The organism is Parapedobacter sp. SGR-10 (assembly GCF_011030405.1).
In the GTDB taxonomy this organism is placed as follows: Bacteria; Bacteroidota; Bacteroidia; order Sphingobacteriales; family Sphingobacteriaceae; genus Sphingobacterium.
The window spans coordinates 1-18236 of the sequence record NZ_JAAJTJ010000010.1 but is presented as its reverse complement, the minus strand read 5'-3'; the positions used below and the strand labels follow the sequence as shown (position 1 = coordinate 18236).

20 protein-coding genes are annotated in these 18236 nt (G+C 40.3%); 3 read left to right on the top strand and 17 right to left on the bottom strand.

Annotated elements, in window-relative coordinates; all coding sequences use genetic code 11:
• Positions 1-526: 526 nt before the first annotated feature.
• The 10 genes from G5B00_RS09255 to G5B00_RS09215 form a co-directional block, all read right to left on the bottom strand.
• Entirely contained in the window at positions 527-1534 is a 1008-nt protein-coding gene (locus tag G5B00_RS09255; protein ID WP_163873921.1) for an acyl transferase, read from the bottom strand.
• A 46-nt stretch (positions 1535-1580) separates the two neighbouring features.
• On the bottom strand, positions 1581-3989 hold the full coding sequence (gene gldG, locus G5B00_RS09250; protein WP_163873918.1) for a gliding motility-associated ABC transporter substrate-binding protein GldG: 2409 nt from the start codon (positions 3987-3989) through the stop codon (positions 1581-1583).
• A gap of 136 nt (positions 3990-4125) precedes the next feature.
• Positions 4126-4839: an ATP-binding cassette domain-containing protein gene (locus G5B00_RS09245; RefSeq protein ID WP_163873915.1), complete on the bottom strand. Its 714-nt coding sequence runs from the start codon at positions 4837-4839 to the stop codon at positions 4126-4128.
• A gap of 13 nt (positions 4840-4852) precedes the next feature.
• Complete coding sequence (locus tag G5B00_RS09240; RefSeq protein ID WP_163873912.1) at positions 4853-5368, bottom strand: shikimate kinase; 516 nt, start codon at positions 5366-5368, stop codon at positions 4853-4855.
• Between the two features lies 1 nt (position 5369).
• Entirely contained in the window at positions 5370-6584 is a 1215-nt protein-coding gene (locus tag G5B00_RS09235) for a BT_3928 family protein (protein WP_163873909.1), read from the bottom strand.
• Between the two features lie 9 nt (positions 6585-6593).
• Positions 6594-7136, bottom strand: a complete 543-nt coding sequence (locus tag G5B00_RS09230; RefSeq protein ID WP_163873906.1) for a DUF1599 domain-containing protein — start codon at positions 7134-7136, stop codon at positions 6594-6596.
• Between the two features lie 132 nt (positions 7137-7268).
• Positions 7269-7592, bottom strand: a complete 324-nt coding sequence (locus G5B00_RS09225; RefSeq protein WP_163873903.1) for a type II toxin-antitoxin system PemK/MazF family toxin — start codon at positions 7590-7592, stop codon at positions 7269-7271.
• Positions 7583-7828, bottom strand: coding sequence for an AbrB/MazE/SpoVT family DNA-binding domain-containing protein (locus G5B00_RS09220; RefSeq protein WP_163873900.1), 246 nt, complete (start codon positions 7826-7828; stop codon positions 7583-7585). Before G5B00_RS09220 ends, G5B00_RS09225 begins: the two co-directional genes overlap by 10 nt.
• Positions 7829-7978: 150 nt before the next feature.
• Positions 7979-8173, bottom strand: coding sequence for a hypothetical protein (locus tag G5B00_RS18015; protein ID WP_205966378.1), 195 nt, complete (start codon positions 8171-8173; stop codon positions 7979-7981).
• 2 nt (positions 8174-8175) lie between these two features.
• Positions 8176-9444 (bottom strand): FAD-binding oxidoreductase, encoded by a 1269-nt coding sequence (locus G5B00_RS09215; RefSeq protein WP_205966377.1) that lies wholly within the window; start codon positions 9442-9444, stop codon positions 8176-8178.
• 166 nt (positions 9445-9610) lie between these two features.
• Between G5B00_RS09215 and G5B00_RS09210 the strand changes: the two genes are divergently transcribed.
• The 3 genes from G5B00_RS09210 to G5B00_RS09200 all read left to right on the top strand — a co-directional run bounded on the left by G5B00_RS09210 (position 9611) and on the right by G5B00_RS09200 (position 13427).
• A complete protein-coding gene (locus tag G5B00_RS09210; RefSeq protein ID WP_163873897.1) occupies positions 9611-10642 on the top strand; it encodes a Gfo/Idh/MocA family protein in 1032 nt (343 codons plus the stop codon).
• Positions 10643-10654: 12 nt separating this feature from the next.
• Positions 10655-12124: a sodium:solute symporter family protein gene (locus tag G5B00_RS09205; RefSeq protein WP_163873895.1), complete on the top strand. Its 1470-nt coding sequence runs from the start codon at positions 10655-10657 to the stop codon at positions 12122-12124.
• A 97-nt stretch (positions 12125-12221) separates the two neighbouring features.
• Complete coding sequence (locus tag G5B00_RS09200; RefSeq protein WP_163873892.1) at positions 12222-13427, top strand: AGE family epimerase/isomerase; 1206 nt, start codon at positions 12222-12224, stop codon at positions 13425-13427.
• 438 nt (positions 13428-13865) lie between these two features.
• On the opposite strand, the gene G5B00_RS09195 is transcribed toward G5B00_RS09200, so the two are convergent.
• The 7 genes from G5B00_RS09195 to G5B00_RS09165 form a co-directional block, all read right to left on the bottom strand.
• The gene (locus tag G5B00_RS09195; protein WP_240894440.1) at positions 13866-14156 is read right to left on the bottom strand and encodes a GNAT family N-acetyltransferase; all 291 of its coding nucleotides are present in this window, start codon (positions 14154-14156) and stop codon (positions 13866-13868) included.
• Between the two features lie 208 nt (positions 14157-14364).
• The gene (locus G5B00_RS09190) at positions 14365-15099 is read right to left on the bottom strand and encodes a hypothetical protein (protein WP_163873888.1); all 735 of its coding nucleotides are present in this window, start codon (positions 15097-15099) and stop codon (positions 14365-14367) included.
• 736 nt (positions 15100-15835) lie between these two features.
• Positions 15836-16030 (bottom strand): PLDc N-terminal domain-containing protein, encoded by a 195-nt coding sequence (locus G5B00_RS18395; protein ID WP_205966376.1) that lies wholly within the window; start codon positions 16028-16030, stop codon positions 15836-15838.
• Position 16031: 1 nt separating this feature from the next.
• Positions 16032-16613 carry a hypothetical protein gene (locus G5B00_RS09180; RefSeq protein WP_163873885.1) on the bottom strand — a complete coding sequence of 194 codons (582 nt, stop codon included), beginning with the start codon at positions 16611-16613 and terminating at the stop codon, positions 16032-16034.
• A gap of 224 nt (positions 16614-16837) precedes the next feature.
• Positions 16838-17218: a nuclear transport factor 2 family protein gene (locus G5B00_RS09175; protein WP_163873881.1), complete on the bottom strand. Its 381-nt coding sequence runs from the start codon at positions 17216-17218 to the stop codon at positions 16838-16840.
• A gap of 100 nt (positions 17219-17318) precedes the next feature.
• Positions 17319-17729, bottom strand: a complete 411-nt coding sequence (locus G5B00_RS09170; protein WP_163873878.1) for a DUF6157 family protein — start codon at positions 17727-17729, stop codon at positions 17319-17321.
• Positions 17729-18082 carry a nuclear transport factor 2 family protein gene (locus G5B00_RS09165; RefSeq protein WP_163873875.1) on the bottom strand — a complete coding sequence of 118 codons (354 nt, stop codon included), beginning with the start codon at positions 18080-18082 and terminating at the stop codon, positions 17729-17731. The genes G5B00_RS09170 and G5B00_RS09165 overlap by 1 nt, the downstream gene beginning before the upstream one ends.
• Positions 18083-18236: the final 154 nt, after the last annotated feature.

Sequence of the window (18236 nt, the reverse complement as noted above, 5' to 3'; positions counted from 1 at the left end):
TTGTGTGTCCAATATCTTATCCTATTTGAATGTTTTTTTTGTGCATCCACATGTACATCGTATATCTATAGGGCGAGGCTCAAGGTTCGTCTTTTGATAAAATACGGGTGCTGTGGGGTGGGAGAATGTTAAACTATGAATTTATCGTGTTGATAATCATGTGGTTTACAAAATATTTAAAAAAAATAGAATAGAGACATGGGACTTTCCTTATGTTTTGGTACATCTTTATATACAGCAACGTCTAAATGGCTAAATATCGGATTAAATCTGTTTGGAAGATAAGAAAGTATAGATTAATATAAATTGGAGAACTTTTTTCTCGTAGGTAACATTGTTAAAGTAACCAAATTTCGTCGTCATTTCGAGGAGGTACGACGAGAAATCTATGGACAGATAGGCTTTTTTCTGCTTATCCATAGATCTCTCTCTTCGTTCGAGATGACGATATGACTTATTTCATTCTGTAAATGAGTGTGATATGATCTTCCGAATACCTGTGTTTCTAAAACTTCGGAAGTCTCTCTTACTGCACCAACAAATTGCACCCCCGGATATCTGCATTGTCAAAGCGACCCAGTACCTCGAAAGACCCATCGGGGTGGAGTTTTCCGAGGTCTTGCGTGGCAATGAACGAGCAGGAGTAATGATTGGCCAGATCGATGACATTGATGGCCCCTGTTTTGGTGGGGAAAACTTCGGAAGTCTGGCTACCATTGTTCAACAATGTCAACGGATCATTCGTATCTCGAATGAGAATTTTCATCCAGGAGGGGTGGTGGAATAGACCTTCTCCGTACGAATACCCTTGCGACAGCAATTCGGTCATGCCGTATTCAGAATGGATGCTAGGTACACCAAAGCCTTTTTGTAAGACACTGTGAAGCTCTTCCCGCACCATCTCTTTACGTTTGCCTTTCATGCCCCCCGTTTCCATGACAATAAGATCGGGGAAATCGAGTGGATAATTTTCGGCAAAATCGAGCAAGGCATACGTTACCCCGATTAGAATAGTCTTCATGCCCTTGTCTTTGAGTTGCAGTAAGCTTTGGTAAAGATCTTCGTGATTGTACAGAAAGTAATTGCTTTCGGGTTGATTGGAAGATTTGATCAGATCATCCACCATGTAGATCAGTGAAGATCCGTCCCGTTCCAAATAGGAGGGAAGCAAGGCCAGTATAGCGATCTCCTCAATATTGCCGTAAAAATGGTGGAATGCCCGTCTGAAACTTTCGGCATACCAAGTGAGATCCGGCACGTGGTGCTTGCTGTTGATCATACCCGTCGTACCCGAACTGCTGAAGGTGATCTGTGGTTTCTGTCCGGACACCACAACATCCTGTGTCTTAAAAAACTGTATAGGCAGAAAAGGGATTTGGGTATAATGCGAAACGGATAATATATCTGTGCGAAGCAGATGGATATACTGTTGATAAACGGGGTTGTTTTTGGCTTGAAAATGAAAAATCTCCAATGCCCAATGATTAAAGTCTTCTTCGTTATGAATGCCAAAAATATGTTCCTTTGTTATCATTGTTGCAAAGGTAGGCAAAATTGTAGAGACGTTGCATGCAACGTCTCTACTGATATCTATACTTTCTTCTTCTCCAAAACTGTTGTACCAATCCGATCAATGTCAGGATCAGTAGCGGAGCAACCACATTGACGCTTTGCCACATGGTTTTGTGCTCTTTGACTTTGGCTTGATCCAATAATCTCAGCTTGACTTCCTTATTGCGCAAAGCGATCAAGCGTTCGTCGTTCATGAGGTAATCCACTACATTTTCAAGAAACAGTTTATTGGCATATTGCTGTTCGGTGTACCTGTCCCATCCCAGAGGGAAAGGCGATTGGTCTTTGGTATTGACCTGATTGATCAGCCAATCACCATCGGCGATGACCAGCATTTTGGCAGGATGGGACACATTGGACAGGTCTACCCCTTCACGGATATTTTGTGGTACAGGCCTATTGGCATAGATATAGGGAAATTTACCCTGCAAGAGTACAGCTACCGGAGCAGGCTGTGTACGGAAGGTGGCAGGGTCAGGTTGTTCTTCGACCATTTGTAGGGATATAGTACTCGGGGTATGGAGTATTCTCGTAAAAGGTGAAGATTGTAACAAAACTTCTTTGGTAATACCCGGTGTAGCAATTGTGTCGATGGTTCCGATAAATTCAGTGCGGATCCCGTCAAGGTTTTTGATAATCGGATTTTGGCTTGTGGGCATCAGAATCGGGAAAAAATACCAAGGTACCAATTCGATCTGTGCCTGACCTCCGATATGTCCGACAGAAAGAGGGATCTGTGCACAGTTGAGGTCTGCTATGATGTCATAATTGAGCCGTACACCATATAGGAAGAGCTGATCGTCCAAATTGAGCTCCCGGCCGATAAGCGGTTGGGAACCTGTCTGTCGGAGGTAGTCTAAGCTAGCATCGATCTGGTCAATAGCCCATACGATATGGCCGCCGTTTCGGACATAATAATCCAATTTATATTTGTCGCTTTCCGAAAATTTTTGGGCAGGCTTTGCAATGAAGATAATCTTGATCTGTTTCAGGTCTTCGAGTTCGATCGAATCGAGGTGTACTCTGCCTACTTGATTGGATGACATCAAGGTATGCATGGCATCGTACAGTTCCAGATCGGAGGGCTCGCCATGCCCTTCCGTAAAACCAATGTAGGGAACGGTATTTTTATTGATTTTGGTAATGGCGGACGCAAAAGCATATTCCAGATTTTGGATAGAGTTGTTTAAAATCTGTTCGGGGGTCTGTCCTGTCCGGTTTTGCAATAGTTGGACATTGACCTCATGCGCTTCATTGTTGACGATGGCGGCAGGAAAGATCAACTTCTGCGAAAATCCGCTGCTTGTCTTCACACTGAGATTGGTCGGATACAAACCTCTGTCGATCAAGGCTTGGGTAAACTCCGTTTGCTCTTTTTGATCCCCTTCAAGTGGATCGATGATATTGACCTTGACTTTTCCTCCGGAATACGATTTCAAGTCATTGGCCATATCCAGAGCGGCCTTTCGTAGTCTTTTGAAGCCTGTAGGAAGGTCGTCACCATCTAAGAATATGCTGATATAGACATCTTTTTCGATTTTTTTGAGGATCTCTTTGGTTGTGCCGCTGAGCGTGAAACGCTGATCTTCCGTAAAATCAATACGGTCAAAAAGATGGTAGACAAAGGGTTGATTGACCAATAGGATAAGCCCCAGACAGATAGCATATCTCGACCATGTTGTTTTACGAGCCCTGTACCGTCTTCCCAAATGGCCAATGGAAAGTACCAAAAAGAAAGTGGTAAAGCTGAGGAAATACAGGAAATCCCGAGCGGTCAGCACCCCTCGGCTTAAAGCCTCGTAATGCTCCTGAATGCCCCAATTGTGCAGATAGCTTTCGATGGTGTAGAAGGTATGGATACCGGCTATGGCACCAAAGCCATAAAAAGCAATAAAGCATGTAAATACGGCCAATAAAAAAGCGACTATCGCATTTTTGGTCAAGCTAGAGCAAAATATGGAGAGGCTCACAAAAGCACTGCCCAACAAGAACAGGCCTATGTAAGAGCCTATCGTAGCCCCGAGATCGATGTTGCCTTTTGGGAAAGCCAAAAAATAGGTAGTCACAGCGTAAACAATGGTTGGCACAATCGCTAAGAAAGCAATAGTCAGTCCGCCAAAGTATTTGCCGAGAACAATCTGTCGCAAGGTGAGGGGGCGGCTCATCAACAGATCATACGTGCCGTCCGCTTTTTCGCCGGCAATGCTACGCATAGTAATGGCCGGAATCAAAAACAGCAAAAGGTACGGTGCTATACCGAAGAAACCTTCTAGGGAAGCATAACCGGCATCAAGGATTGATGTATCGGGAAATACCCATAGGACAAGGCCTGTCAATAACAGAAACAGACCTATGGCCAGATACCCGATCAAGGAGTTGAAATAACCAGCGACTTCTTTTGTATATATACTGTACAATTTTTCTGTGTTTTTATTTTGTTCTACAATGTTATAACAAATTTTATTCTTTTGGGTAGTCTGAAGACTACCTTTCATTGAGCCTCCTTAGTGACCGCTACGCTCAACACTAAGGAGAGTAAATTAAGAATTTTACTCACGAAGAATGTGTCAAATGCACAAATATCTCTTCCATATTTTTACCGGGATATTTACTTTCTTTTTCCGATAGCAGGAAATGATCTTGTATCTTGCCTTGATGGATGACAATAATCTCTTCGCAGATGGCTTCGACCTCCTGCATAATGTGCGTAGACAATAGTACGGTTTTGTTTTTGCCCAGTTCTTTGATCAATGCACGTATTTCGAGGATTTGGTTAGGATCCAAGCCCGAAGTAGGTTCATCTAGGATCAGCACCTGCGGATCATGGATCATGGCCATGGCCAGCCCCACACGCTGTTTGTACCCTTTGGACAACTGCTGTACTTTTTTGTGCTGTTCCTGTTGTAGTCCTGTCAACCCGATCACTTCGTCAATTCGTTTTTTTGAGTCTTTTAGCCGATGTATCTGTGCTTCGAAAGCCAGTATCTCACGAACGTACATGTCTGTGTATAAAGGGTTGTTTTCGGGTAGGTAGCCTATGTTTTTTTTAGTTTTTAAAGGATCTCGACAGATGTCTATTCCATTGATCAGGCACACCCCCGACTCAAAAGGAAGAATACCGGATAGGATTTTCATCGTTGTTGATTTACCTGCTCCATTTGGCCCCAAAAAACCGATGATATGGTTTGTTCCTGTTTCGACACTAATATTGTCCAACGCTTTTTGTGTGCCGTATGTTTTGGTCAGATGGGATATAACGATTGACATAGACTTAGGGTTTTCATGGACGATGTTGGGCTATCAATTGAAGAATATCCTCCAAGCTTGTGTGTATCTGTTCAAATTTGATATCGGCCTGCTCATAGAAAGGCTCTCGCTCTTGGAGCTTGGTCGTGATGAAGTCGTGAAGCTTTTCGCCGGAAAGACCCTGTAAGACCGGACGTTTTTTGATATCGGATTGGCTTAGTCTTGACCAAAGGGACTTGGGGGTGTGGTAAAGGTAAAGCGATAGTCCATTGTCCTTGATCCACTGCATGTTGTCGTAATAGCAGGGAGTACCACCTCCTGTCGAAATAATGGCGTCGGTTTCAGCTTGTCGTTTGAGAAAATCACTTTCCAGTGCCCTGAACTTTTCCTCGCCGAATTTTTGAAAATACTCGGGAATGGTCATGCCTATGTGCTTGACAATTTCTTGATCAAGATCGAGAAAAGGCAAGTCCAGTGCTTGGGCTATTTTTTTCCCCCAGGTACTCTTTCCACTGCCCATAAATCCAATCAAAAAAATAGGTTTTGCCATACTATTTGTTCAGATATGTTTTGATGAGCTCATCTTTCGAAGGGAAAGCATGCTTTGACCATTTTTTGATAACCGTTCCATTTTGCAATAACAGGACGCCGGGATTGGATCGGACCATGCTTTTGAGTGGTACGGCATCGGCGTAAAATATCTCCAGAACCAGATCCAACTGGTTGTTCAGATAGTTGGTGTCGTCTGAAGAACTGGAAGTCAACAGTACCGCACGGATATTTTCCTCGGCAGATATCTCACGGATCGTCTGGTTGATTTTGTCCAAAGCTAGGTAATCCAAAGGGTTGAGTTTGGTCACGTCCGTACTGACCACGACAAAATTGTAATACGGATTGGAAATGATCTCCTTGGTGACTTCTGTTCCTTCGGCATCGGATATGATGAGATCGGAAATCGGTACCTGATAGCCTTTTTTGATCAGCTTGGTTTGAGGTTCACCGAGGATCTCCCAATTTTCGTCTTCCCAATATATCTTTTGTGACATATATTCCTTGTCCGTTATTTTTTTCTCCTCGCCTGTGGCTTTGTTTTTGAGATGATAAATGGTTTCATATTCATCCAGTGGAGCACCTTCCGGTGCTTCCATCAATTGAGGCAGATTGTTGCCCTCCTTGTAGGGAAGGAAATCGATAAAGGGCAAATAGCTGACTGTATAGATACCGATGGCAAAAGAGGAGACGATCACCAAGAAAGTCAGTAGGTTGCTTGTAAACGTACTCTTGACAAGTGGGGTGATCTTGTGCCTCTTGATGAATATCACGATGATAAAAGCAAGCAATATCAAATCCTTAATAAAAGATTGCCATGGCGTCAAGGGAATAGCATCACCAAAACATCCGCAAGAAGTCACGACTTCAAAAAAAGCGGAATAGAAAGTCAAGAAAGTGAAAAATATGATCAGCAGGAGTAAGCCCCAAGCCACTTTTCGGCCTGCAATTCCCAATAAAAGCAAAGCCCCGAGAATGATCTCTAAAGCACAGATAAGGATGGCTATCCATGTACTGAAGTCATTGAGAAAGTTCAGATGGAAGACATGAAAATATTCTTGCAACTTGTAACCAAATCCCATTGGGTCATTGGCCTTGATCAGTCCGGAAAAAATAAAAAGTAAGCCCACGAATACCCTTGCTATCCAAAGCGTGATATCCGGTTTTTGCTTTTTGTCGGGGAGGGCCGTATAATATGAAGCGTTGTTGTTTGACATAGGGAAAATTTATTGTTCAGCTAAACCAAGTTTTATGAGTGCGAATACGGCATAATTCAGCATATCCTGATAGTTGGCTTTTAGGCCTTCGGATACCAGTGTTTGTCCGTCGTTGTCTTCGATCTGTTTGACACGGTGCAGCTTCATGAGGATAAGGTCGGTCATGGAGGATGTACGCATATCCCGCCAGGCTTCCCCGTAATCGTGGTTCTTGGCCAGCATCAGATCACGTGTTTCGTTGACTTTTTCGTTGTATTTTTCCTCTACAAACTGGGACGCTAGGTTTTCTTCACCATCTTCTCCCAATTCGAGTTGCATGAGTGCGATGATACAATAGTTGACGATTCCGATGTATTCTTCCAGGATACCTTCACCTACTTTGGATACTTTTTTTACTTCGAGTGTACGGATACGCTGTGCTTTGATATAGAGCTGATCGGTAATGGAGGTCAACCGCATGATGCGCCATGCTGTACCATAGTCTTTTGTCTTTTTGATAAAGAGATCCTTGCAATGTCGAATGACCGTATTATATTCCGTTTGGGTACTCATAATGCTCTAGCAACGTATATTGAATGATTCAAGGACAAATATAATTAGAATTCATTAGACTTTTGGAGTTTGTTGTGAGGCTTGGATATTTGGGGAGGGGGAGGGGGCAGACTTTATTTACAGTATGTAACGTTAATCTACGTAAGTTTCCTTGATTATGGCTTTGACTGTTTCGATTTCAGTTGTTGTCAAACAGCCCAATTTCTTGGAGATTCGGGTTCTATCAACTGTTCTGATTTGATCTAAGACTATCCAACCGTTTACTTTGGCTTGGTTGATTTCGATTCTGGTAGGATAGGGTTTGGAACTGCTCGTAAGTGGCGCAACGACAATGGTTTGAAGGTATTTGTTCATTTCATTTGGAGAAATGACAATACAAGGGCGAGTTTTTTTCATTTCACTTCCTATGGTTGGATCAAGGTTTACCAACACGATGTCGTATTGCTTTATTTCCATTCTTCAAAGGTTTCGTCATCAAAAACATCGTCAATCAACAGCTTGTCATCTCCGTTTGCGTGCATTTGTTTGAACGATTTTTCCCAACCTTTTCTCGGAACAGATTTTGGTTTTAGAATGATTCTCCCTTTTTCCAGAATCAGTTCTAGGGTATCGTTGATATTGTATTGTTCCAAAATAGCTTTTGATAGACGGATACCTTTTGAATTGCCGATATTGATTACAGGAATTTCCATAAATATTCAATTTGTTATTACAAAGTAATTACTTTTTTTTGAGAAAAGCAAGTTTTGGCTGAGTTTAGGATTGTATTAATGGTTGTCAGCTTAGCGAACATAGATGTTGAAGTGAACCTTTTATAAGTCTTCCTATGCTATATATAGGTTCTACTTATAGTGCTCGTAAAACATGTTATTGAATAATTCATTAGGGTCGTATTTTCGTTTTAGCTGAAAAAAACGATCTGCTTTTGGATATGATTGCCTCATTTTGTGCCTATCTATATGCAAGCGATAGGGCAGGTAAAATGTCCCTTCATTTTTCAATGCAACATCTACCAGTTGGTTTGTCAGCTCTTTCATTGCTAACTCTTGTTCATCCGTTTTTTTTTTTGGTTGAATAAGAGGACAAATCCGAAAACATTTTCTCTTGCATAGGCGAGGTAACTATCATTGTCCTGATGTACTCCGCGTATAGTTATATTCAGAAGGTCTATTTTCGAATGTCTTAAAATAGGTTTTATGTCGTCAATGTATTGATTGAAGCGCCTTTCGGGAATAAAATATTCTTGCAGCAGGTCAGTGGAAGAATGGTCTTTGTTTTCGATCAGTGAAACATGGTCATTCAAAAGTTCATTTCTGGAATAAATTTCATTTTTGGAAACTTTGTTCATGCCTGTTTCCAGATCCCAACGGAGTCTTTTTCCATATTCACTGTTTACGCTTCCCCTAAATACTAACCTTTGTGCTTCCGTGCTCTTTTCATTTTGTAGATTTGGAGCAGGTGTACCAACTTTTTCAAAGAAGTTTAATGTGGCTTCCTCCAAAAAATGTTTGTCGGAAATGCGTAGTCTGCCAAATACAAGATTGACATTGGGATTGTCCGAAACATGCTTTTTGTAGTAACTGACGTATTTTTTAGGGCTCAATCGGATATGTTTGAATTGTAAAGCTATATTTTCAACGACTTTAAGCCTCACGTTCAGGATAATCCCAAACAGTCCATATCCTCCAATGGCGAGGTTGAAAAGTTCTTGGTTTTCTTCTCTGCTGCAATGGACAATTTCTCCATTTTCGGTCATTAGCGTAAAGGAGATGACACTCGCGGAAATCGGCGGCGAATCCTTTTGCCAACCGTGTCCATTTACACTTATTGATCCACCGACTGAAAAGGAACTGAATGCCTGCATGATAGCCACAGATCTGCCATATTGGTCCAGATATTTTAAAGCATCTTCCCATAATGCTCCTGAACCAATGGTCAAAATATTGTTGATCGTGTCAAGTTCCATTTGTTTGTAAGGAAGCATGGTTAAGACTATACCGTCTGGATAGATGGTATGCCCGCCCATGCTGTGTCTGGCTCCTGCAATTGAAATTTTTAGGTCGTTTTCTTTGGCATATTGCAAGATGCTTTTGAGTTGAGTTTCGATCTCTTTTTTGTCGTTGGGAACCTGAATGATGGTGTCAACTTTGGTCAAATTCAGTTGGCTGGCATCATCTATATAACCTTTTGGGAGGCTGTCCAATATACTATCTTCATTCCACTTTGTTTTTAGTATATGAAATGTTGGAACAGACAGCAATATGATTACTATCAAAATACCAATTATCCAAAAATATTTTTTCTTCATTTCTTTTTTATTGTGAGTTTGGGAAGAGCTGGGAATATACAAAGTTTCTATTTATGTTCGGAATAAAGCTCGATTTAAGAATGTTTCATCAAACTTTTTTTTATGTCAAAAAAAATATACATTTGAACATCGTTAACGTAAACGATAGCCATTATGATAAAAAGACATGTATAGATTTGGGATCATAGGTACGGGCGCTATAGCAGATATTCATATCAAAGCTATACAAGCGATCCATAATGCAGAATTAACAGGTGTATTTAACCGGAATCTTTCCAAAGCACAAAAGTTTGCAGACACCTACCATTGTCGGGCGTTTCGTGATATCGAAGAATTGATACATTGTCCGGAAGTGGATGTTGTATGTATTTGCACACCTACCGGTACACATAGAGATATTGCTTTAAAAGTTGTTGAAGCAGGAAAGCATTGTCTGATAGAGAAGCCTTTGGAAATTACATTCGACAGGTGTCAGGATATGATCAAGGCAGCTCACGATGCTAACGTTTATTTGGGTGTCATCTTCCAAAGTCGTTTTTATCCGGAAAATAGGAAGATCAAAGAAGCCATTGAAAGGGGCCGATTCGGAAATCTGACTATAGGCAGCGCTTATGTAAAGTGGAGCCGTACAAAAGAATATTATGAACAGGCCGCATGGCGGGGTACATGGGAATGGGATGGGGGAGGTGCTTTGATGAATCAGGCCATTCATGCCGTCGATACTTTAATATGGTTTATGGGGGATGTGGTGTCTGTGCAAGCCTATATGGGCAATTTCAAGCACCACCATATCGAAGTAGAAGATACAGTTGTGGCTATTTTAAAATTTGAGAATGGCGCATTGGGAACGATAGAATGTTCGACAGCTATACATCCGGGCTCATTGAAAAGAATAGAAATCACAGGTACAAGCGGTTCTGCAACGGTAGAAGATGTCAGCATTACAAAGTGGGAGTTTGCAGACATTAGCCAGGAGAAGACTCAAGTAGCATCAGACTCCTCCAACAAAGGCGGCGGGGTATCCAACCCGATGGATATTGGTTTTAAGGGACACCAGTTACAGATAGAAGATTTCCTGACAGCAATAGAGGAAGGACGAAAACCTTTGATCGATGGATACGAAGGGGCAAAAGCCGTGAGGGTTGTCGAAGCGATCTATCGAAGTGCAAAAAACAAGGAATTAATTGAACTAAACTAAATATATCTTAATATGGCACAAATAGACTATATTATTCTGTTTGCTTATTTCTTTGTATTGCTTTCGATGGGCGTCTGGGGATATATGCGAATCAAATCATCTGCAGATTTTTATACAGCAGGCGGGAAGCTCCCTTGGTGGCTTTCGGGTATTTCGCACCATGTCTCCGGATATAGCGGAGCGGTGTTTGTTGCTTATGCAGCCATTGCGTATACCCACGGTTTTACACTTTATATATGGTGGGCACTGAGTATTTCGATTGCGATGGTAGGTACGACCTTTATCATTGCGCCGAGGTGGGCCAGGTTGAGGTCCAAACTGAAGATCCAATCACCCACCGAGTATCTGGCACTTAGGTATAACCTGCCTACCCAGCAGGTAATGGCCTGGAGTGGGGTCATTATCAAAATTTTTGATGTTGGTGCAAAATGGGCAGCTATAGGCATACTTCTGAATGCGTTTACTGGACTCTCGTTTACGCATGGTATTCTATTGGCAGGTACGGTAAGTATGATCTATATTACTATAGGAGGTTTGTGGGCGGATGTCATCAACGATCTGGCTTCTTTTATCATCCAGTTTGTGGCGGGTATTACCTTGCTGGTCATGGTGCTTCTAAAGTTGGGGGACGGTGTCTCGGGGATTTTTACGATGTGGGATAGATTGCCCGAATCGCATGCACAACCTTTTAATTCTCCTTATACACTCGGATTTGCCATAGCCTATATGGTCATTGCTTTCTTTAGTTATAGTGGTGGAACTTGGCACCTTGCGACTAGGTTTATATCTTCTCCTTCGGGATCGGAAGCAAAAAAAGCGGCAACCCTATCTATGCTGATGTACCTTATATGGCCATTGGTACTCTTTTTTCCGATGTTTGCGGCTCCTATTTTCTTGAAAGACCTGGCCGATCCAACCCAGTCTTATGCCTTGATAGCGATGGAGTTTTTGCCCCATGGCCTGGTGGGGTTGCTTTTGGCATCCATGTTTGGCAACACACTTGCCATGACGGCGGCAGATGCAAATACGATATCTGCTGTTATCACACGGGATATACTACCTATTCTGTATAAAAAAATGAGCTTATTCAATGACAAGAAGATGTTGCTTATCGCAAGGATAACCACTTTTGCATTTGTATTGGTCACTATTATTATTGCTTTCCAATCGAAGCATTTCGGCGGGGTATTCGGCTTGATTATTTCTTGGTTTGCAGCTTTGGTAGGTCCTACAGCGGTTCCGATGATATTAGGTCTTTTGCCTGCATTCAAATATAGTGATAGTAAAGCGGCGTTGCTTTCGATTTTTGGAGGTCTATTGACGTTTATATTACTGAAAAGCTTTGCCACAGTCAGTCTGGCTGTGGATGTGTCCTTGCCTATCATCGTCTCTATGATCATTTACGTCGGATGGGGCTTGATTTTTAGGAATGTAAAACCCGAGGCTGAAAATATGCTGAAAGCACTGAATGAGGATGAGTAAAGAATAAAACTAAAAATACACGTGAGAGACCTGTTTGCCGAGGGCTATGTGATGACCAAAGCAAACAGGCCGCCGTTCTAAACAAAGGGTATATACTATGAACAAAACAATAGCAGGTGTCTCACCTCATGAACTGTTGAAACAGTATCAGGAAAATTTATTTGATGACTTTTTACCGTTTATGGACGAATACATCATAGATTTTGAATATGGTGGATTTAAGTGGAATACCGACCGTTCGGGCAATAATATTACGGCAAATAAGCGTACATGGTTTGATGGCCGCGGAGTTTGGGTCTATTCTTATCTGTACAATAATTTCGAAAAAGACCCCCGATATTTAGAAATAGCAAAAAAAACAATCGATTTGCTTTTTAAAGCTAAAACAGAAGATACCTTGTGGCCATGGGCATACGACCGTTTTGGAAATGACCTGAAAGAGCGTAATCCCGATATTTATGGCAACCTGTTTGTCGCCGAAGGGTTGATCGAATATAGCATCGCATCGGGAGAGGACTCTTATATGCAGCAAGCAAAGGATATTATTTTTAACTGTGTAGAATTATATGATGGCGGAGATTATCTGTATGATTTTGATTACAGGCCGGATGTTGCTACGATAAGAAAACCTCGGGTTTTGGGCCATTGGATGATTTTGTTGAGCCTTTCGAAAAGCATACTCCGACATAGGGAGGATGCGGATATAAAAGCTTTGGCCGACAGGTGCTTGGATGCATTGCTCAACCATCACCTCAACCCGGAGTTTGGTTTGATGGTCGAATTTTTGGAAAAAGATCTCACTCTTCCGAAGGATGGTTTGGATCAGTTTGTCTATATAGGCCATGCTATAGAGTGCTTGTGGATGATTATGGACGAGGCTATCAGACGAGAAGACCAGGAATTGTATCAGAAGTCCTGCAATTTGTTCAAACGTCATGTGGAAGTCGCTTGGGATGATGTGTATGGAGGTGTTTTCCACGGTCTGGAAAATGTAAATGCGTATAAATGGTTGTTGGAAAAAGTCCTATGGGCACAGCAGGAAGTTTTGATAGGCTTAATGATTATCATCGAGCATACGGGAGACGAATGGGCTTACCGATGGTTTGACAGAGCTTATAAGCATGTGATCGATACCTATCCGCTCAAAAAATATGGCTATCGATTGTGGAATATTGGGGGGGACAGAAAAATGACCTTCCAAAAAGAAGGTATTCGTATAGAGAATTACCATACTCCCCGACATTTAATGCTGAACATTCAATTGCTCCATAAAATCATAGGTCGAACAGCTGCTTCTGTGTGAAATGTGCTGTAGACGAAATAAGGGAGTTGGCCTAATGTTTTTTTTGTTCTAACTCCCAAATTTTCCGTATCGCTGATAGTCTGAGAAGTAAAGTACGATCTTCTTTCCATCTTTCGGATAGGGATAAAACAATTCATGTCGTCCGTCGCTCGCACTAAATCTTACTTTGTCGTGGTTGTTGTGAAACACCGCAATGAAAGGTCTGCGTTTGTTGCTTGAAAATGCAGCTTACAGCCTTCAAATAATTGGATATAAGCTTGTCAAATATAGATTAGCAAATCACATAAAATAACAGGCCTCGCTTAAAAAGGCTTAAACGAGGTCAGATATTTTGAAAATTCTCTAAAAATCGGAGTTGTGCAACGGTTACCTTTGTTAGTGGCAGTTTTTTATCAAGCAATTCGTTTTCCTAACATTTTTAATCCTCGTTCTTGTCCGTCAAGTAATGCGATATTTGGAAGTGTTGCCCAATCCTTTTCCTCTTTGCGTTTCGTCCAAGTAAATGCTTATTTCAACAGTAGCATCATAGGCCGGTCGTCCGTAAAATGATTGAAAACTTATCCAACCGATGATCTGGTTAGTATTATTTTCAATAACCCAAAGAGGTCGGTTGGTCGTGTTATGTTCGTCAAACCACTTTTGTCTGCTTTCGACTGAAACAGGTTCAGTGTCGGCCGTAACCATTCTTGAAGAAATAGTAGAGTTGTAAATGTCAACTATTCTTTTCAAGTCTGATGTGTTTGCATTTCTATATGTCAAACCCGTCATAATGAATTTCTTGTTTTAGAAGTATCGTCCTAAAATCGCCTTTCTATTTGCTAAATTATGAAAAAAAGCCAATTTTATTGGCTTTTGCGGCATACGAAACACAAACTTTCAATTTAGACGTTACCCCGCCATTTTGCAGAACCCTGTTAGCCGCAGTAAAATTGTTATTCTATTTCAGTTCGTTTAATAGTTCTACGAAGTTGTTGGGTGGAAAAAATTGTAATTTCCCTTCGTCTATTTTGTATGGTAATTGCGTAAATGTTTTGTCTTTATACCAAAATAAGTTATTGCTCAATGAACCTGGTCCTTCTTGGTTCATCCCATAAATTGTGGGAATAAGTCCATTTATGGCTTTCACAACTTCTAAGTTTTCAATTGGATAAATTATAGCTGAATGTCTGTGAGGAAGTCCAACTAACGAACCTTTACTTCCAATAAGCTCTTTTCTGTTTTCAATATCAAAAACAATGTTTGGTGTAAAAAAGTGTTCTCCTTGAACAAACCAAATACTAAATTCTCCAAAGGCTTCTTTCGTAACTGTCAAAGGATATTTGGATTTAATATTTGAAATTCCAATTTCAAAAAGTTCGTCTATTGTTTTATTCCAAGCTATTGTTTGTTCGGGTTTAATACTTAATACACTGTCAGGAAAGTCAAACACAACCATTGAATAAATGTCGCCTGCAAAGTCTTTTCCAATAGTAAGTTCCTTTCCTATGTGAGCAACATAGTCATTATCGTATAATCTTATTCCAATATATTTTTTGACTTCTTCAAAGTTGTCAGCAATTTTTTCAAATTCCTTGTCAAACTTGTTTGCTCTAATCATAGAGTTAAAGTGTTCGGTAATAATTTCTTTGTAATATTTTTTGTCTTCTTGCTTACAAAATTGTGCAACATTCATAAGTCCCAAGTTGCCAAATCCAAACTCATTTTCATTAACGTGAATTTGTCCATCGCCAATTTCATATTGAATGTTTAAGTTTTTGAAATATTTGTCAATCTCGTTTATGAATAAAGAATATTCCTTTTCGTCAAAAAACGAAGCCCATTCTGGAACATTTACCTTGTCTGTCTATTTTAGAAAAAAATGAAAACATATCTTCTTTAATTTTTGTCGTTTTAGTGCGTTTTGGCTTTATCGCCTCGACGTTGTAGGAAAGCCCGTAGGGGTTTCCTACAACGTTTTGGGGCTTTGCGGTCGGGCGGGGTTAGAAGCACAAACCTTTCAGCCGAGCATTAAAGATAGCTAAAAAACCATAACTTTCGGTTTGGCACTTTCGCCCGCCTGCCGTATAGCCGGTGTTGGGCGTTCCGCATTCTTCGTCCACTGGTCAGTCAACGGTGTTTTGCATCGTGGCAAGATTTGCAAGTCGAAACGAGCCACTATATTGGTTCCTTTCCGATATTCTTTTTTGCGTATCTCTTATGGTGAACTTGAGTCGCACGTGCTCCACAATAAACGCAACGCCAGTTATCTCGTTTAAGCACTACGTAGCGTTTACGTTTCCAGTCGTCTGATTTTAGATATACATTTCTATAATAGTCCCTTCTGCGTTTACGTTTTACATCAAATTGCCACTGTTTGAATATGTAAATAGCTATTCCAGCAACAATTATTAGTAAAACTTCCATACTTATCATTTCTTTTTAAGCGGGGCGAGGAGTAAGTAAAAAATCCAAGCAAACCAAGAGATGAAAATCACAGCCAATACCCACGCTAATTTTTCGCTCCCTGTTGTTTTACGGGAACTGATGATAACTAAAATCGGCAAGAACCAAAGGAAACCAATTATTGCCAAAATTATTAATACCGAAAGTCCAGAATTGTCCATTTTACAAGTCGTCTATTGCTTTCGCTTTAATTATTTGCCCATTGATTTTGTCAAAATACGATAATCTTACAAAACATCTTGTTACACCATCGTGGTCTATTGATAATTGAATTTTACCATTATCTGTTTCCCAAATAGAGTAATATTTACAGTTGTCAAATTTAACTCTGTACATTTTCGTTTCGTCATCTCTTGGTTCTGGATAACTGTCAAATTTTTCCACAACCTCTTTCGGTTCTCCATATTTTTCACCCAGCATTGCTTTTAGGTCAAAATAATTGCCTGAAAGAGTTGACCAAGTCTCGCGTTCTGGGAAAATTACAGATATCTTATGAACTAAGTCTTTTTGGGTCAATGTTGAAACGCCTACATAACAACCTTTATAGCCCGCAAAATCACCGTTTAAGATCGCAGTTTTGTTTTCTGTTCCTATATGTTTAAAACCACTCTGCTTCATTTTAGAAACATATTCGTCAAGTGTTCCGTCAATAGGAACTCCTTTGAAAGTTAGATGCTCAGAGGTTTGAGCAAATGTTAACATTATCGTTAACGAAAGAATCAATGTCAAAAGTGATGTCTTCATATCGTTAGTTTTATTAGATTATTTGTCTGTGGGTGTTCGCTTATGCTGACGCCCAACGTTTTCGGGCTTTGCGTTCGGGCGGGTTTCGGAGCACAAAACTATCAACCTGCACTGAGCTTGAATAGAAGCACAAAGCTCCAAGTTTGCACGTCACCCCGCCTGACACCAAACCCTTGTTAGCGGTTCGTTGTTTTAATTTTTAATTGTTCATAAGTTCGTTCTTACTATGATATATCTGTAAGTTCAGAAATTTTGTTACCCTTAAATACAAAAATGGATTTCCCTTTTAATTCAAGTCGTTGTCCTTTTTTCAGCCCATTCGGAAAGTCCATTCCTAAAACAGCTGAATACTCAATTTCAATTACCGTTTTGTCATCAATGTGCTTCGTGGAGGTTACTTTTTGGTGTCTGTTTTCAAAGTAAGATTTTGCCTGTTCGGCTTGTTGTTTGAAAGCGTTTATTCCGTTTAGTGTTATATTCACTTCGTTATTTTGAATATTTTGGAAAACGATTTCATCATCTAAATCACGAACCATTTTTTCAATGTCAAATTCGTTATATCCGTCTATGTAATTTTGAATAATACTTTCTCTTATGCTGTCCATTTGTTCGGGTTTTTAATTTTTGGCGGTCTCCTTTTACAACGACCGCTAACCAGGGTTTGGCGTTCGTTGTTTTTTAGTTTGGATTTCATTTGATTTTAATTCATCTGCTTGATTTTACTGCCTTTATTTTCTTAGTTTTCGGGTCGTCAATATGCTTTTGATATTCGCGTGTTTCCATTCCGAAAATGGCTACTTTCCCAACACTGTTACTATGAATACCAAATCCATAGGTTTTCGCCAAGGGCGATGTTCGTAAACAAGCTTGTCCCTTTGAAAAGAATCGTTCTCTTGCTTGTTTGTATTCTGCTTTGGTCAGATTGTTTCGGTCGGCAAATATCTGAAACAGTATATCGTCAGAAGTATACTTGTACGGATTTTGAGCAATCAATTCGTACTGCATTTCTGCAACAGTCTTTCTATCTTTTGCAGGGGGCTTTATTCCGCTCTTTGCTTTGGTGTCTTCTGCCACTTCAATAAAAGTGTCAAAATAATTTGTGGTATGAACTTTCATTATCCTAAGTTATAAAAGTGATTTTCCTGAATGATTTTACCTTCCTTCCATCTCTGAACCGATATTTGTTTGTAGTCAAGTTTCCCAAACATTTTATTAGTAAAGATGTAGTGCCAATGAGCAACCGATAAATTTTCTTCAACAATTGTCGAAAGTAATTCGAGTTTTTCAACTTCTGAATTAGCAATAAAATTTTCAACCGATTTTCTAAAATTTTCTATTCCTTTTGTTGGCTCACTACTGTTGTCTGTTGAAATGATGTTTTGGTCGTAAAATTTGTCAACCGCTTCAATGAACTTGTTATTTTCAATTAAAGAATAAAATTCTTCTACCGTGTCTTTGAAATTTTTCATATTTCCATTTTTAAAGTTGTTTTTGTCTATTTATATGGTAGTCTTTTCACAATGACCGCTAACGTTTTGGGTATTGCCGAAGGCGGGGAAATCGAAGCGATAAGTTTCGATTTTGCACCGAGGCGAGCCAAAACGAATTTTTGTGAGTTAAATT

Bases quoted from the DNA above. Each gene is read 5' to 3' on its own strand.
- G5B00_RS09165 (WP_163873875.1), bottom strand. From the start codon at position 18,082: ATGAAAAATTTCAAAGACACGGTAGAAGAATTTTATTCTTTAATTGAA.
- G5B00_RS09190 (WP_163873888.1), bottom strand. From the start codon at position 15,099: ATGAATGTTGCACAATTTTGTAAGCAAGAAGACAAAAAATATTACAAA.
- G5B00_RS09175 (WP_163873881.1), bottom strand. From the start codon at position 17,218: ATGGACAGCATAAGAGAAAGTATTATTCAAAATTACATAGACGGATAT.
- G5B00_RS09255 (WP_163873921.1), bottom strand. From the start codon at position 1,534: ATGATAACAAAGGAACATATTTTTGGCATTCATAACGAAGAAGACTTT.
- G5B00_RS09200 (WP_163873892.1), top strand. From the start codon at position 12,222: ATGAACAAAACAATAGCAGGTGTCTCACCTCATGAACTGTTGAAACAG.
- G5B00_RS18015 (WP_205966378.1), bottom strand. From the start codon at position 8,173: ATGAAAGAGCTGACAAACCAACTGGTAGATGTTGCATTGAAAAATGAA.
- G5B00_RS09220 (WP_163873900.1), bottom strand. From the start codon at position 7,828: ATGGAAATTCCTGTAATCAATATCGGCAATTCAAAAGGTATCCGTCTA.
- G5B00_RS09240 (WP_163873912.1), bottom strand. From the start codon at position 5,368: ATGGCAAAACCTATTTTTTTGATTGGATTTATGGGCAGTGGAAAGAGT.
- G5B00_RS09180 (WP_163873885.1), bottom strand. From the start codon at position 16,613: ATGAAGACATCACTTTTGACATTGATTCTTTCGTTAACGATAATGTTA.
- G5B00_RS09235 (WP_163873909.1), bottom strand. From the start codon at position 6,584: ATGTCAAACAACAACGCTTCATATTATACGGCCCTCCCCGACAAAAAG.
- G5B00_RS09225 (WP_163873903.1), bottom strand. From the start codon at position 7,592: ATGGAAATAAAGCAATACGACATCGTGTTGGTAAACCTTGATCCAACC.
- G5B00_RS09170 (WP_163873878.1), bottom strand. From the start codon at position 17,729: ATGAAAGTTCATACCACAAATTATTTTGACACTTTTATTGAAGTGGCA.
- G5B00_RS09215 (WP_205966377.1), bottom strand. From the start codon at position 9,444: ATGAAGAAAAAATATTTTTGGATAATTGGTATTTTGATAGTAATCATA.
- G5B00_RS09210 (WP_163873897.1), top strand. From the start codon at position 9,611: ATGTATAGATTTGGGATCATAGGTACGGGCGCTATAGCAGATATTCAT.
- G5B00_RS09230 (WP_163873906.1), bottom strand. From the start codon at position 7,136: ATGAGTACCCAAACGGAATATAATACGGTCATTCGACATTGCAAGGAT.
- G5B00_RS09205 (WP_163873895.1), top strand. From the start codon at position 10,655: ATGGCACAAATAGACTATATTATTCTGTTTGCTTATTTCTTTGTATTG.
- G5B00_RS09245 (WP_163873915.1), bottom strand. From the start codon at position 4,839: ATGTCAATCGTTATATCCCATCTGACCAAAACATACGGCACACAAAAA.
- G5B00_RS18395 (WP_205966376.1), bottom strand. From the start codon at position 16,030: ATGGACAATTCTGGACTTTCGGTATTAATAATTTTGGCAATAATTGGT.